The following is a 15413-nucleotide window of genomic DNA, read 5'->3' on the forward strand; positions in this document are numbered from 1 at the left end:
CCCATGTTGCGCGTCCTCACCGCCGCCCAGATGCGTCAGGCCGAAGAGGCCGCCGAGCAGCGCCACGGCATGCCCTCCGCGCTGCTGATGGAGAACGCGGGGCGGGGGCTCGCGGAGGTGGCTCGCGAGCTGGCCGGGCCTGGTGGCCGCTTCGTGGTGGTGTGCGGGCCGGGCAACAACGGTGGGGATGGCCTGGTGGCGGCGCGCTTCCTGATGGAAGGGGGCGCGAAGGTGTCGGTGTCGCTGGTGGGAGACGCCGCGAAGCTGACGCCCGAGGCGAAGCGCAACCTGGAGGCGCTGCGAGGTTTCGGCGGTGTGTCGCGCGCCCTGGAGTCGCTGGAGCCGCCGGGCGCGGGGGACGTGGTGGTGGACGCGCTCTTCGGAACGGGACTGAGTCGGGCACCCGCGGGGGCGTTCGCGGAGGCCATCTCCGCCATCCAGCGCTGGCGGCGCGCGGGAGCCAGGGTCGTCGCGGCGGATGTGCCGTCCGGCCTCCAGAGCGACACGGGCGAGTCCTTCTCTCCCTGCGTGGAGGCGGACGCCACGGTGGCCTTCGGCTTCCTCAAGCCAGGGCAGGTGCTGGAGCCCGGCGCGACGCTGTGCGGACGCGTGCGGCGGGTGGACATCGGCATGGGCGGCGCGTCCGCTCGCGAGGTATCCGGCGCCGAGCTTTTCGTGGTCGAGGAGTCCGACGCGCGCGACACCCTGCCGGTGCGCAAGGCGGACACGCACAAGGGCACGTACGGCCATGTCCTGGTCGTCGCGGGCAGCCGGGGCAAGACGGGCGCCGCGGCCCTGGTGTCGAAGGCGGCGCTGCGCAGCGGCGCGGGACTCGTCACCGTGGCCACGCGGAGCGATGCGCTGGAGGCCGTGCAGTCGCACTCGGCTGAAATCATGGGCATCCCGCTGGAGGCCGCGGGGCCTCTGGGCATGGGGGACCTGGACGCGCTGCTCGCCGCCGCCGAGGGCAAGGATGCGCTCGTGATGGGGCCGGGAATTCCACGCGGGCCTGGGACGGGCGCGCTGATTGGCGAGCTCCTGTCGCGCCTGGAGATTCCGGCGGTCCTGGATGCGGACGCCTTGAACGCCGTGGCGGATGACCTGTCCGTGCTGCGCCGCGCGAAGGGGCCGGTGGTCCTCACGCCGCATCCGGGGGAGATGGCCCGGCTGACAGGCAAGTCGACCCGGGAGGTCCAGTCCCAGAGACTGGAGGTCGTGAGTCGACTCGCTTCGGGACTCGGCGTGACGGTGGTGCTCAAGGGTGACCGGACGTTGACGGCGCACTCGGACGGACGCGTCTTCATCAACACCACGGGCAACCCGGGCATGGCCACGGGCGGCTCCGGTGACGTGCTGTCCGGTGTGTGTGGAGCCCTGCTGGCTCAGGCGATTGCTCTGCCCGACGCCATCTGGACGGCGGTGTACGCGCATGGGCTGGCGGGAGACCTGGCCGCGGCTCGACGTGGACAGCTAGGCCTGGTGGCCGGGGACCTCATCGAGCAGGGCCTCTGCGAGCTGTGGGTGAGGTGGGGTCGATGAGTGACGGAGAGTTGGTGACGCGGACCCTGTTGCTGGCTTCACCCGAGGAGACGCATCGGCTCGGCGTGCGGCTCGGCGGGCTTCTGGAGCCGGGCGACTTCGTGGGGCTGATTGGTGACCTGGGCGCGGGCAAGACGCACCTGGTGCGCGGAGTCGCCGAGGGTGCGCATGTGCCTCGCTCCGAGGTGGCCAGCCCCACGTTCGCGATTGTGTATCCGTACTCGGGAAGGATTCCGCTCTACCACGCGGACCTGTACCGACTGACGGGCTACGACGACCTCTACGCCACGGGCTTCATGGACCTGGTCGGAGGGGAGGGCGCGGTGCTGGTGGAGTGGTTGGATCGCGTGCCGGAGGCGGCGCCCACCGAGCACCTGCGTGTCACCCTGGCCCACGCGGGCGGGGACGCGCGCTCACTCAAGGCGGAGGCTTACGGTGTCCGCTCGGTGGCGCTGCTGACGGCGTGGTTGCCCTGAGCCCTCGCCGGGCGACGCATCGACTTCAGGCCCACGAGGGCCTCACGTTGGAGGAGTGGGAGCATGGCGCGCAGCTACTCGGCGATACGTGAACTCAATCGCGGCCGGCCCATCGCGCCCGGAGACCGGGTGCGAGTGTGGGACGTGCCCGAGGAGTGCTGGTTCTACGACAGCGAGAACCGGCTCCAGGTGTGGACTCGGGAGACCCTGCTCGAGTTCAACGCGATGCCCGCGCCGTCCGTCGCGCGCCAGCGGCACTTCCTCGTGTCGCGGCTCGAGGGCCTCTTCGTGGAGGTCGCGCTCTACGAGGACGGAGCCATCTGTACGCGAGGAATGCTGGGCGGACGCGTGACTCAGTCGCGCGTGCGCTTGTCCGACGTCGACGCCCTGGTGCTCCACTATGGCCGTCTCGGCTTCCACTCCGGCCTGGGATGGAACGTGTCCTCCAACAGGCTGGTGCGGCGCGAACTGCGCGTCACGCAGCCGGGCCTGGTTCGCTCCGAGACGGTGAGCGTCGACGGGGTGGTGCTCCACACGGTCTCCGTGCGCGTCGCGGGGCTGGAGAAGACCTCTCAAGAGGAGCGCACTCCGTTCGCGACGCGCGAAGAGGCGCTCGTCGCGGCGGAGCAGCGGCTCTTCAACCTGGAGCAGGAGGGCCTGTCCGCCTTCACGTGCTCGACGCCCCCCGCGCGGGAAGAGAACCCCGCGCCCCCATCTCAATCGCCGTGGGTGGAGCTGTCGTCCGTGGCCCGGCCCACGACGGCGCACGAGGCTGTGGACGCCGCGGTGGCCCTCCTCACCGAACTGCACCACAAGCTTCCGGTGGGCCACTTCGTCGTCGAACTCATCGACCCAACCCAGGACCGGGCTCGGCTCGAGCGCATGGGGTACGGCAGCGAGTTCTTCCGCTCCATGCAGGAGAAGCGCTTCGGGCGATGGACGAAGCCCGAGGCCGTCGAAGCAGCGGGTTCCTCCTTCGACTACTTCACGCGCCGCTACGGCACCGCGACGTGGGTGTCGATGGCACCGAGCAACGTGACGACGCACCTGAGTGGCAACGTCAGCGGTGGTGGGTCGTGCGTGCTCGAAATCAACGCCAACGAGTACAACGTGAAGGAGCTGGCGGAGAACCTGGACGAGCCGGTGCCAGGCCTCGCGCAGTCCCTCGTCTTCCACGGAGGCTGGCACGACGGCGCGAGCTTCCTCTTCGACCGGCGCTCCCAGACGCCTGAAGGGGAGTACGGCATCCACCGCTTCAACGAGAACGAGCCCGAGCTCCCCGAGGAGCCCACGGCGCCCGAGCAGATCCAGCCCTTCGGCTTCTGGCTGTTCGAGCGCGTCGTGGCCATCCGCGAGAAGCTGGTGCCCGCGCTGCGCGAGCTTCAGCCTCCCGTGGTGCCCTGACGTTCAGGCCGCGTGGCGCGTGGGGCCCGGCGTGGGGGGCTGAAAATCCCCCGCCAGCTCCGGCACGCTCCATCGATGGAAGACGAGGCCGGCGTCCACGCCGATGACGTCCTCCTCGCCCACGGGCGTCCAGTACGGCCCGCCGCACAGCGACTCGCTCGAGACGATGAGCTGCTCCAGCCGCGTGCCCACCTCGGGCAGGGCGCCCGTGGTGCAGCGAGCCCCACCGGTGGACACGAAGAGCGTCCGGTTGCGCCGCGAAGCCACCATCACCTCGCCGTCGGTGACGAGGAAGTTCATCGCCGAGCGAGGCTGCACCTGCGGCTCGTCGGTGATGGCGGACACCAGGCTCATCGTCTCCGCGAGCGCCCGGGCGACGCCCTCCACGGGGACCGGATGGGCGATGGGATGCCGGGCGGCCAGTCGGGTCAGGAAGACGTAGAAGCAGCGCTCGCTGTCCGTGGTGCCCTGGATGCCCGCGCGCAACGTGGGACAGATGAGGGCTTCGATTTCGGCGCTGTGCTTCGCGAACTCCCGCACCGTGCCGTTGTGGACGAAGGTCCACCGGCCATGCTGGAAGGGGTGGGAGTTGCGCAGCTCCACCGCGCCCACCGACGCGAGCCGGATGTGTGCCACCACCGTGTGTGAGGACACACGGCTGCTCACCCGCTCGAAGTCAGGGTCACTGTGCGCGGGCCCCACACCGTGGGCCACCAGCGGTAGCGCCTCCGCACCGTACGCGGCGATTCCCCACCCATCCTTGTGCTCGCGCGACTGGATGAGCAGCGAGTTCTTCTCCGTCACCAACGAAGGGTGGACGGCGGAAGGCACTGAAGAACGAAATCCAAAAAGTCGGCACATGGCTGCAGTTGGTACTTATAACGGCCGGCCCCGACGGGAAGCTCTCTTGCCCTCCCGTGCGACGCACGTGTCACCAGACGACGTCGCTTCACCCGCAGGAATTCAGCTCCTGCCTCACCACGACGCGCCCGGCCTTCACGACCGTGCGCGCGTGCCCTACGCCTAAATGGTAGGGCAGATGGCGGAAAGACGCACAACTGAACAGCACCAGGTCGCCTGCATCACCCACGGCCAGCCGACCATGTCGTTGCAGTCCCAATGAGAGCGCGGCGCCGCGCGTGGCGGCCCAGTAGGCCTCCGCCGCGCTCAGCCCGTTCTCCAGGCACGCCAGTCCCAGCGCCAAGGCCGTGTTTTCACTCATGGCCGAACCCGGATTCACGTTGGTGCCCAAAGCGATGTTGAGTCCCGCGTCGCGGAGTCGGCGTCCGGGCGCGTAGGGGCGCATGCGCAGGAAGAGGGTGGAGGTGGGCACGAGCACGGCGGTGACGTTGGCGTCGGCGAGGGCGCGCATGCCGGCGTCGGTGACCTGCTCCAGGTGGTCGGCGGTGGCGGCGCCCAGCTCCGCGGCGAGTTCGGAGGCGCCTCGGGCGGTGAGCTGGTCGGCGTGAAGACGCGGCACGAGTCCCAGCGCGCGGCCGGTGGTGAGGATGCGGCGGGCCTCGTCCACGGTGAAGGCGCTGTCCTCGACGAAGACGTCGCAGAAGCGCGCCAGGTCCTCTCGGGCGACGGCGGGAAGAATCTCCTCGATGCAGAGGCGGACGTAGTCCTCGCGGCGCTCGCGGTATTCCTGGGGGATGGCGTGCGCGCACAGCAGCGTGGGCACCAACTCCACGGGCGTCAGCGCGCCGAGCCTGCGCACCGCGCGCAGCATCTTCAGCTCGTTCTCCACGTCGAGCCCGTAGCCGCTCTTCACCTCGGCCACCGTCACGCCCTGCTCCAGGAGTCGCTGGACGCGGGGCAGGGCCAGGCGCACCAGCTCGTCCTCGCTGGCGGCGCGTGTGGCGCGCACGGTGCTCACGATGCCGCCGCCGGCCTTGGCGATTTCGAGGTACGTGGCGCCCTGGTTGCGCAGGTCGAACTCGGCGGAGCGCTCTCCCGCGAAGACGAGGTGCGTGTGCGGGTCCACGAAGCCGGGGCCCACGAAGCCTCCCTCGGCATCCAGCACCACCGTGCTCGAACTCACGGCCCCCGAGGGCAGCTCCGACTCCGGGCCCACGAAGGCGATGCGGCCTTCGCGCACGCCCACGCAGGCGCCTGGCTTCGGCGTGAGCGCTGTCTCCGCGCGCTCGCGGTGCGTGCCTTCCAGGGTGAGGACCTCGGACGTGTTGCGGACCAGCAGCTCCAGCGCATCCATTGCGTCAACGACCTCCGCGTACGCCCACGATGGGGACGTTCCAGCTCGCGCTGTTGCCAACCTTCGCCCGGCCGAAACCGCCGGACAGCTCCAGCGTGTCCAACCACCTCCACGTGAAGCGGGCGGCGACCACTCCGCCGTAATACAAGGAGCCCTGGCTCGTGCCATGCGAAGCGAGCGTGTGCACCGCGACGAAGGGCACCAATCCCACGGACACGCCCGGCTCCGGCGAGAAGCTGAAGGCACACGTCGCCTCCGCGCCGGCCATGCTGCCCGGCCCGCCCTTGCTGGAGGTGATGCCGAAGTCGGACGCCCCTCGCAGCGCGAACGAGGGCGCCACGCCCAGTTGCTCCGAGCCGAGGTAATACGACGCGCCCGCGTACACTCCGTAGCCCGGCACGGGCAGGGGCAGGAACATCTCGCCCTGGATGCCGGTGTGCAGGTGCAGCCGCTCCGTGAGGGGCCACGTCATCGCGGCATCGAACGCGAGTCCCCACTGCTGCGTGGAGAAGCTCGCGTCGTCTCCCCGGAAGCGCTCGTCGACGCTGACGACCCCTTGCGTGCCGGCGATGGGCGCGCTGAGCCGGGGGCCGCTGCGGATGCCTGCCTGGAGGATGCGCTGCTCCGCGGCCCCCGGACCCAGGCGCATGACCATGGGTCCGATGGCCGTCGGGGCACACCCCGCGAGCACTCCGAGAGCAAGGGCCAGGGGAAGGACGACGCTCAGGCGCGCGGGGTGGGGCATGGCGACTCCGGAGGCTACACGGTGATGCCCGGAATCTTCACGCCGCGCTCCTTGGCCACCTCGATGGCCTCCGGGTAGCCAGCGTCCGCGTGGCGCAGCACGCCCATGCCGGGGTCGCTGGTGAGCACGCGCTCGATGCGGCGCGCGGCCTCCGCCGTCCCGTCCGCGACGATGACCTGTCCGGCGTGCATCGAGTACCCCATGCCCACGCCGCCGCCGTGATGGAAGGACACCCACGACGCGCCATTCACCGCGTTCACCAGCGCGTTGAGGATGGGCCAGTCCGCCACCGCGTCCGTGCCGTCCTTCATCGCCTCCGTCTCGCGATTGGGCGACGCCACCGAGCCGCAGTCCAGGTGGTCTCTCCCGATGACGATGGGCCCCTTCACCTCGCCCTTGCGCACCAGTTCGTTGAACGCGAGGCCCGCCTTCGCGCGCTCTCCGTAGCCCAGCCAGCAGATGCGCGCCGGCAGGCCCTGGAACGCCACGCGCTCTTCCGCCATGGTCAGCCAGCGCTGGAGCGACGCCTTCTGCGGGAACAGCTCGCGCACCGCGCGGTCCGTGCGGCGGATGTCCTCCGGGTCTCCGGACAGCGCCACCCAGCGGAACGGGCCCATGCCCTCGCAGAACAGCGGGCGGATGTACGCGGGCACGAAGCCGGGGAACTCGAAGGCGTTCTCCATGCCGCCGAGCTGCGCCTGTCCGCGCAGGTTGTTGCCGTAGTCGAACACGTGGCTGCCGGCGCGCTGGAAGTCGTTCATCGCCTCCACGTGCTGAATCATCGACTCGCGCGCGCGGCGCACGTAGCCCTCGGGGTCCCGGGTGCGCAGCTCGGCCGCGGCCTCCAGGGACAGGTCCGTGGGGATGTAGCCGTGGAGCGGGTCGTGCGCGCTCGTCTGGTCCGTGACGAGGTCCGGCTTGATGCCCCGGCGGTACAGCTCGCGGAACACCGAGGCCGCGTTGCCGATGATGCCGATGGAGCGGCCCACGCGCTTCTGCTGCGCGTCCTTCGCGAGGGCCAGCGCCTCGTCGAGGTCCCTGGCCACCACGTCCAGGTAGCGCGTCTCCACGCGACGCTGGGCGCGCCACGGGTCGATCTCCACGCCGAGGAACACGGCGTTGTTCATGGTGGCGGCCAGCGGCTGCGCGCCGCCCATGCCTCCCAGTCCTCCGGAGAGGATGAGCCGGCCAGCCAGGTCCTCGGTGCCGTAGTGGAAGCGGCCCGCGGCGGCGAACGTCTCGTAGGTGCCCTGGAGGATTCCCTGGGTGCCGATGTAGATCCACGAGCCGGCCGTCATCTGGCCGTACATCATCAAGCCCTTCTTCTCCAGCTCGTGGAAGTGCTCCCAGTTGGCCCAGCGGCCCACGAGGTTGGAGTTGGCGATGAGCACGCGCGGCGCATCCGGGTGCGTGCGGAAGATGCCCACGGGCTTGCCGGACTGGACGAGCAGCGTCTCCTCATCGGAGAGGCTCTGCAGGCTGGAGACGATGCGGTCGAAGGACGGCCAGTCGCGGGCGGCCTTGCCGGTGCCGCCGTAGACGACGAGGTCCTCGGGGCGCTCGGCGACATCCGGGTCGAGGTTGTTCATCAACATCCGGAGCGCGGCCTCCTGGACCCAACCCTTGCACGAGAGGGTGGAACCACGGGGGGCGCGGATGACGCGGGACATGAACAGGCTCCTGAGGTGTGGCTGGCGGAAAGGCCCGGCACACTAGCCGAACCCGCGCGGCGCGGGGACAGCACCGTGAGGCCCGACGCCACAGTGTCCGATGGAGGCCTGGAAAATCCCGTCCCGGGTGGGACGGGGCCGGATTCATGACGCGCGGGGCCGAGACTCGACTCAGGAGTGCAACGAGCCGTCCTCCTCCGGGTCCTGCGCTGGTGCGTCGAGCGGCGCCCGTGACGCGGGTGGGTGCGACGCCCCCTCGCTTCGGTGGAGGCGCAGGTGGTTGAGGACCTCCTTCACGCCGAGTACCGCTTCGGCGACGTCCTCGATGGCGCGTTTCTCGTCGCGACCTCGCACGCGGCCAAGCAGGGTCACCACGCCGGCTTCCACCTGGACGTCCACGTCGGCGGAGTCCATCCATGCGCGCATCAGGTGGTCGCAGATGTCCGCGCGGATGCGGTCGTCGCCGCGCTGGTAGCCGCGCGGGCCGCGCCCCGTGGGGCGTGACGGGGCACGAGGTCGGTAGCCACCGCCGAGGAAGCCGCCGTGGCCCATGTCGTGGTCGTCTCCGCGCGACATGCTGGTGGAGAAGCCCTGCTGGGGCGGGGCCATGTTCTCGATGCCCGGCCCATGGCCCGAAGGCTGGGTGCCGCCCTGTCGCACGTCCGCTTCCGCCGGCCTGTCGCGAGGCCCCAGCTCCCGCAGCTCATCCATCCAGGCCTCGGGCTCGTCCCATGAATCGGAGCCGCGCAGGCCGTAGCGCGAATGTCCATGCCCAACGGCGCCCTGACGATGTGCTCCAGCGGGCGCGCCGCGCGGACCCTGTCGGCCCCCTTCCTCGGAGGGGCCCCTTCGTCGGAGGCGCTCGTCGCCCCGCCCGATGCGAGGGTCACCTTCACCAAGGTCGCGGAAGACGCCGCTGGGGCTGTACCCCGGCCGCCGGGCGATCCGCTCGGGGTCGAGAAGTCGGGCACGACGGTCCAGCTCGTGCTCGCGGTCATAATCCCGGCCGTACTCCCGGGCCTTGTCCAGCTCCCGCGCGGCGTCACCGAAGTCCCGGTCGATTTCGTAGTCGAGCGTGTCGCGGTCGCCCCGCATCGTGCGGTAGCTGCTGTCGCGAGCGAAGTCCCTCGACGGGTGCTCGTAGTCTCGGCGCGCATCCCAGTCCGAGCGGTGGGAGTCCCGGCCGGGTCTCGGGTGGTGCTCGTGGTGTTCGTGGCGGGGTGGGCCTCGTGGGTCGGCCCCTTCCGTGTGCCTCCCGTGCTCGTCCGGCCCCCTGCCCGAATGGCGCCTCCCCTCATGGTCCTCGTGGGAGGCCCCCCGACCGTGTCGCTCTCCGCCTCGCCTGCCGGAGTCCTCATGGCGCCTGCTCATGTCGTGCGTCTCCTTGCGTATCGGCTCGCCCGTGGGCCCTGTCTCCAGAGGGTTTTGACCGTGTGCATCGCTGGCAACGCAGCCTCGCCCTGTCGGCCGTCCAGGCACGGGCCGGGCGGGAATGAGGACAACGAGAGGGGACGCTTCGAGCAGACATACCCGCGAGGCCCGGGAGGGGTAGACTCGCGCGCGCCACGGTCGGGCAATCGTCCGCATGGCATCTGGAGGGCGGGGCATGGCCGAAGCACAGCGGGACGACGAGGAGACGCAGGGCGCACCCGCCTCGGCGCTGACGCCGCTGCTTCCTCCCGTTCAGCCGCCCGAGGAGCCGCGGGCTCCCCTGGTGGGCCCCTTGTCTGGGGTCGCGGGCGGTATTCCCGCCGTCATCTCCACGATGAAGCATGCGTGGGGCGAGATGGGGGCCGTGCGTGGCACGCGCCTGCTGCTCAAGGTCAACCAGAAGGACGGCTTCGACTGTCCGGGGTGCGCGTGGCCGGACCCGGGACATCGCTCCGTGGCGGAGTTCTGTGAGAACGGCGCCAAGGCGGTGGCGGAAGAGGGCACGACGGAGCGCGTGACGCCCGACTTCTTCCGGCAGTGGAGCGTGGCGGAGCTGTGTGCCCAGTCCGATTTCTGGCTGGGCAAGCAGGGACGACTCACGCACCCGATGATGCTGCGCGAGGGGGCCACGCACTACACGCCCATCTCGTGGGAGGACGCCTTCGCGCTCGTCGCCGAGGAGCTCCACGCGCTGGAGACGCCGGACGCCGCGTGTTTCTACACGTCGGGGCGCACCAGCAACGAGGCCGCGTTCCTGTACCAGCTGTTCGTGAGGCAGTTCGGCACGAACAACCTGCCGGACTGCTCGAACATGTGTCACGAGTCGAGTGGCACGGCGCTCAGCGAGACGCTCGGCATTGGCAAGGGCACCGTCACGCTGGAGGACTTCGACCAGGCGCAGGCCATCTTCGTCATCGGGCAGAACCCGGGCACCAACCACCCGCGCATGCTCACCACGCTCCAGGCCGCCGCGCGCCGGGGCTGCGAAATCGTCAGCATCAACCCGCTGCCGGAGACGGGGCTCAATCGCTTCAAGCACCCGCAGGAGGTGTTCCAGCTCCTCGGTCCGGGTACGGCGCTCAACACCCAGTTCCTCCAGGTCCGCATCAACGGGGATGTGGCGCTGCTTCAGGGACTGGGCAAGGCGCTGTTGGATTTGGAGGCGCTGAAGCCCGGCACGGTGTTGGCGCGCTCGTTCATCGAGGACAGGACGCTCGGGTTCGAGGCGTACGCGGCCCACCTCGCTGAAGTGAGCTGGGCCGACGTGGTGGAGCGCAGCGGTGTGCCGCGCGCGCGGATTCTCGACGCGGCGGAGCTGCTCGCCCGCTCCGAGCGCATCATCTTCTGCTGGGCCATGGGGCTCACCCAGCACCGCAACGCGGTCGCCAACATCCAGGAGATCGTCAACCTCACGTTGCTGCGGGGCAGCATTGGCAAGCCCGGCGCGGGTGTCTGCCCGGTGCGCGGCCACAGCAACGTGCAGGGGGACCGCACCATGGGCATCTGGGAGCGGCCGAAGGCCGAGTTCCTGGACGCGCTGGCCCGGGAACTCGACTTTGAGCCTCCGCGCCACCATGGCCTGGACGTGGTGGACACCATCCACGGCATGCACGAGGGCCGGGTCCGGGTGTTCTTCGCGATGGGCGGCAACTTCCTGTCGGCCACGCCGGACACGGAACTCACGGCGCGGGCCTTGCGGCGCACCCGGCTCACCGTGCATGTCTCCACCAAGCTCAACCGCGCGCATCTGGTGCATGGGCGCAGGGCGCTCATCCTCCCGTGCCTGGGGCGTACCGAGTGGGACGTGCAGGCGGGTGGGGCGCAGTTCGTCACGGTGGAGAACTCGATGGGCGTGGTGCATGCCACGCGCGGCGCGGTGGCTCCGGCGTCAGAGCACCTGCTCAGTGAGCCGGACATCGTCGCGCGGCTGGCCGAGGCGGTGCTGGGCTCGCGCTCGAAGGTGCCGTGGCGGTCGATGGTGGAGGACTACGACCGTGTCCGGGACATGATCGCTCGAGTCATCCCGGGCTTTGGTGACTTCAATCGTCGTGTGCGCGAGCCCGGAGGGTTCTTCCTGCCGAATGGGCCTCGCGAGGGACGTTTCACCACCGCGAGCGGCAAGGCGCACTTCACGGTGCACTCCATGCCTCGCGAGGAGCTGGAGCCCGGGCAGTTGCTGATGATGACGCTGCGGACACATGACCAGTTCAACACCACGGTGTATGGATTGGATGACCGCTACCGTGGCATTCGGGGAGGTCGGCGCGTGGTGCTGATGAACCCGAAGGATATCCAGGAGCGAAGCCTCTCCGAGGGCCAGGTGGTGGACTTGACGAGCCACTTCCAGGGAGAGACTCGCGTGGCCCGGAGGTTCGTGGTGGTGCCGTACAACATCCCGCGTCGGTGCGCGGCGACGTACTTCCCCGAGACGAACGTGCTGGTGCCGGTGGACAGCTTCGCTGAGAAGAGTCGCACGCCTGCTTCGAAGTCCGTGGTCATCACCGTGGCGCCGTCCGTGGACGCGCCGGCCCTGGTCGAGGGTTCGACTTCATGAGGTCCGTGAGCGCGCATGCAGCCGTCCGGTGAGGCCGCGTGGCCGGAGTCGCTCCGGCCGCTTTATGAGGGAGTCTCGCGCACGCCCGATGCCGAGGCGGTGTCGGCGTCCGCGCAATGGACGGAGTCCTTCGCGCAGTGGGTGCGTGGAGCTTCGCTGGACGAGCGCAACCAGGCGCAGCTCGCAGCGTGGGAGCGCGTGGCCGCGGGCGCGCGGGGGCTCGCGGAGTTGTTGTTCCTGGTGGGCTCGTGCAGCGAACTGCTGTGGCCGTATGCGGCGCCGCCGCCGGGATTGCTGGAGCGCCTGCTGTCGCGACAGGCCCAGATGCTGGACGTGCTTGGAGCGGCGGGAGACGCGGAAATCACGGGGCGGGTGCGACGGGAGACCGAAGCCTCCGTGTCGACGGTGCTGACGCGCTACCTCAAGCGGCACCCGGACTCGCTGGCGACCCTGGTGGGAGACGTCTCGTGCTCGTTCGATGGGCGGGCGTTGCGGTTCCAGGACAGCGTGGAGGTGGACCTCAAGCGGGTGATGGCCACGGGAGCGAAGGCCATCGGGATGTTGGAGCAGCTTCGCGCGCTCCTGCCGGCGACCGCCGAGGCGGGACGGGACAGGCTCGCGGACTTCATCCGGACTCGGGCCTCGCGCATTCCCTGGCAGGAGGCGTCGGAGGTACTGGCGGAGCGGCTGTTCGCCCTGGCGACTTCGCCTGACGGCCGCGGTGCGATGCGCGGCTTCCTGGCGTGTTATCCGAATGGCCGCAAGGAGCCGGAGTGGTGTGCTCGCGCGGGCTTGTTGCTGGCGCGGACCCTGGAAGTCGGCGGGCCGACGTCCGTGGTGGAGAACCTGTGCGAGCTGCTCGCGCGCTTCGATGCGCCGCCGGTGGATGGGCTGCGCGGGGCGATGGGCGCGCTGGTGGGGAGCGACTTCGAGGTGGCCGCGAGCCTGGAGCCCGTGCGCTTCGTGCTGGACCACTGCCAGGCCACGCTGCGCAAGGGTGAGCCCGGGCTCGTGCTGGCCCTGGTGTGGTTGGAGGAACGGCTGTTCCGTGCGTCGGTACGCAAGGGCCTGACGGATGCATTCGAGCGGCGCAAGCGGACGCGGGCGAAGCTCGAGCCCCTGGCGCCCGGCTTCGTGCAGCTGTGCTGGTTGGCGGAGGAGTGCGCGGACCTTTGGCCTCGCCTGGTGGCGGTGGATGCGCGTCCGGGCATGGATGAGCTGGCGGCGTGGCGCGAGGACGTGGCGGAACGGGTGGGGCGTAAGCCCATGCTGCGCAAGGCGGCCATCGAGTTCTTCCTGTGGTGCGCGCCGGATGCGGCGTCGTCCGAGGCGGAGCTGACGGTGTTGTCGCTCCTGCGCACGGAGACGGACCGACGGCAGGTGCGAAAGCTGAAGGACCACCCGTCGTCGCGAGTGCGGTTGCGGGTGCGCACGTTGCAGCGGTGGCTTCAGGGCACGGGCAAGGAAGGGCCCGGCGTGAAGCCCACGGGCGCGGTCGCTCCGGCTTCGCTGACGGAGGCACTGCGGCACCTGCATGTGACTCGCGCGGTGCCGCTGGCTGGGCGGACGTGGCTGAGAGATCGCGACCTGGAGGAACTGCTGCTGGGCGCGGTGACTCGGGTGGAGACGGACTTCGCCACGCGTTACCCGGAGCGGTTTCGTGAGGACACGGAGGAACTGGTTGCCTCGCTGCTGGAGGGCCTGAGTGGGGAGATGGGCCGTGTGAAGGCGGACCTGTTGACCTTGCTGGCGCAAGGGCAGCCGCCGCCGCTGGACTTCGAGCTGACGGTTCGCCGCGTGGCGGACATCATGCCCGAGGAACCGCTTCCTTCGACGGAGGGACAGGTTGGCGGTGAGGCCAGCGCGCTGACGAGTGCGGACGCGCAGGCCCCCACTGCCGAGGTTGAGGGAACCGTCACAGAGGTGGCGGTCGATGTCGCGAGCGACGAGGACGCTCATCGCGGGGACCTGGCAGGGACAGAGACCGTGCGACCGTTCGCGGATGGCGCTCTCGCCGGCGAAGGGCCGGAGGATTCGAGCGCGCTAGATGCGCCTCCGGATGTTGTTGTTCCCGACGAAGAGACGCTGGGCGCGAGCCCGGAGAGCAATGACCGCGCCGAACTTCTGACCGATGCGCCCGCGGATGTTTCTGAGGCTGATGGCAGACCGGGTGATGTGAGCGCCTTGGTTCTCCAGGCCGAAGTACCGCTGTCAGAGACGCTGGCTGACGTTGGTGGTTCTGACGAAGCCGGGCCAATCGAGCTCACGCCGACGGCTGAGGTCGAATCTCCGTTGGCGGACACGCAGGGCGACGAAGCTGCTTCAGCTGGGCGTGCGATGAGCGTCTTGGCCGAATCTCCTTTGGCCGACACGCAGGGCGACGGGGTTGCTTCCGACGAAGCCACTTCAGCTGGGCGTGCGTTGAGTGTCTTGGCTGAAGCGCCTTCGGCGGATACGCGTGACGATGTGGCTGCTTCGGACGAAGGGGCTCTGGGGGCTCGTTCTGTCGCAGGCCAGGACGCAGCGCTCGTGTCCGATGAGAGGCCGCACGGTGCGCACGAAGTCGATGGAATGGACGCAGCGCAGTGGGGAGAACAGCCCGCCGAGGCCACTGCTTCCGAGGCAGTGACTCCTGGCGAGCACTCCGGCGAACTTACGGAGGTCGCAGGAGCCGACGATGCTCAGGTATTCGTCTCGCCCGGACACGACGTTCCTCCGGAGTCCGCCGCACCTGCCGAGAATCCACCCGACGGCACGGAACCACTGCCCCCGTTGCTCGCTCCGGTGACGACCTCCGCCGCCGAATCGCGGTGGGTCGAGGAGGCAACGCCGACGGAGGCTTCACCTCGTCCACGAGCGCCGAAGAGAAAGCGAGCCGCGAAGGGCGCCACCTCTCGGCCCACCTCCGGACCCGAGGTCGCCTTCGTCCTCGATGCGGACGTCGACGGCTTCGTGCGCACCGAACGCGCGGTGCTCGTGCAGGTGGTGAAGCTGGAGCAACGTGGTGAAGGGCAGTGGCTGCCTCACTTCAAGCTCGGACGTGAGCAACTCGATGGAATGCTCTCGCGGACCGACGCCGCCTTTTGTCTCTTCCTCGTTCCGCCCATCCCTCGCGCCGAGTGCTGGCTGCTGCCCGCTCGTCTCGTGCGCGAGCTGATGGAAGACCAGCGCTCGCTGTCCGAAGTGTCACGGGAGACGGTGGCTCGCGCCGCGCGCTCCCTGGCCCACTGGTGGATGGGCGACTTCGTGAGCCTCTGGACCGGTGACGCTCGGCCCGCTTTGCTGGCGCACGTATCCGGTCACGCCAAGGACGGACCGGCCTTCATCGTCCGCTGGTCGGTGCGGACAGGCGCCCGCACCGAGAAGTCCTAGCCGACGG

At 69.8% G+C, this 15413-nt stretch carries 10 protein-coding genes; 5 read left to right on the top strand and 5 right to left on the bottom strand.

Features of this window, described 5'->3' with window-relative positions:
- Positions 1–3: 3 nt before the first annotated feature.
- From HUA78_RS42340 to HUA78_RS42350, 3 genes are all read left to right on the top strand, one after another.
- Positions 4–1539: an NAD(P)H-hydrate dehydratase gene (locus HUA78_RS42340; protein WP_174478803.1), complete on the top strand. Its 1536-nt coding sequence runs from the start codon at positions 4–6 to the stop codon at positions 1537–1539.
- Positions 1536–2015, top strand: coding sequence for a tRNA (adenosine(37)-N6)-threonylcarbamoyltransferase complex ATPase subunit type 1 TsaE (gene tsaE, locus HUA78_RS42345; protein ID WP_174478804.1), 480 nt, complete (start codon positions 1536–1538; stop codon positions 2013–2015). The genes HUA78_RS42340 and tsaE overlap by 4 nt, the downstream gene beginning before the upstream one ends.
- A gap of 63 nt (positions 2016–2078) precedes the next feature.
- Positions 2079–3419: a hypothetical protein gene (locus HUA78_RS42350; protein ID WP_174478805.1), complete on the top strand. Its 1341-nt coding sequence runs from the start codon at positions 2079–2081 to the stop codon at positions 3417–3419.
- Positions 3420–3422: 3 nt separating this feature from the next.
- Here HUA78_RS42350 and HUA78_RS42355 read toward each other — a convergent pair whose 3' ends face one another.
- From HUA78_RS42355 to HUA78_RS42375, 5 genes are all read right to left on the bottom strand, one after another.
- Positions 3423–4280, bottom strand: a complete 858-nt coding sequence (locus tag HUA78_RS42355; protein ID WP_174456797.1) for a class II glutamine amidotransferase — start codon at positions 4278–4280, stop codon at positions 3423–3425.
- A gap of 88 nt (positions 4281–4368) precedes the next feature.
- Positions 4369–5634 carry an imidazolonepropionase gene (gene hutI, locus HUA78_RS42360; protein ID WP_174478806.1) on the bottom strand — a complete coding sequence of 422 codons (1266 nt, stop codon included), beginning with the start codon at positions 5632–5634 and terminating at the stop codon, positions 4369–4371.
- A gap of 4 nt (positions 5635–5638) precedes the next feature.
- Entirely contained in the window at positions 5639–6379 is a 741-nt protein-coding gene (locus HUA78_RS42365; RefSeq protein WP_174456795.1) for a hypothetical protein, read from the bottom strand.
- A gap of 14 nt (positions 6380–6393) precedes the next feature.
- Positions 6394–8049: a urocanate hydratase gene (gene hutU / locus HUA78_RS42370; RefSeq protein WP_174462479.1), complete on the bottom strand. Its 1656-nt coding sequence runs from the start codon at positions 8047–8049 to the stop codon at positions 6394–6396.
- 171 nt (positions 8050–8220) lie between these two features.
- Entirely contained in the window at positions 8221–9144 is a 924-nt protein-coding gene (locus HUA78_RS42375) for a BON domain-containing protein (protein WP_174456794.1), read from the bottom strand.
- Between the two features lie 511 nt (positions 9145–9655).
- Here HUA78_RS42375 and HUA78_RS42380 point away from each other — a divergent pair.
- A complete protein-coding gene (locus HUA78_RS42380) occupies positions 9656–12034 on the top strand; it encodes an FdhF/YdeP family oxidoreductase (protein WP_174478807.1) in 2379 nt (792 codons plus the stop codon).
- A 15-nt stretch (positions 12035–12049) separates the two neighbouring features.
- On the top strand, positions 12050–15406 hold the full coding sequence (locus HUA78_RS47025) for a hypothetical protein (RefSeq protein ID WP_254624211.1): 3357 nt from the start codon (positions 12050–12052) through the stop codon (positions 15404–15406).
- Positions 15407–15413 lie beyond the last annotated feature (7 nt).

This window comes from Myxococcus sp. CA033 (genome assembly GCF_013336625.1).
GTDB classification, from domain to species: Bacteria; Myxococcota; Myxococcia; order Myxococcales; family Myxococcaceae; genus Myxococcus; species Myxococcus llanfairpwllgwyngyllgogerychwyrndrobwllllantysiliogogogochensis.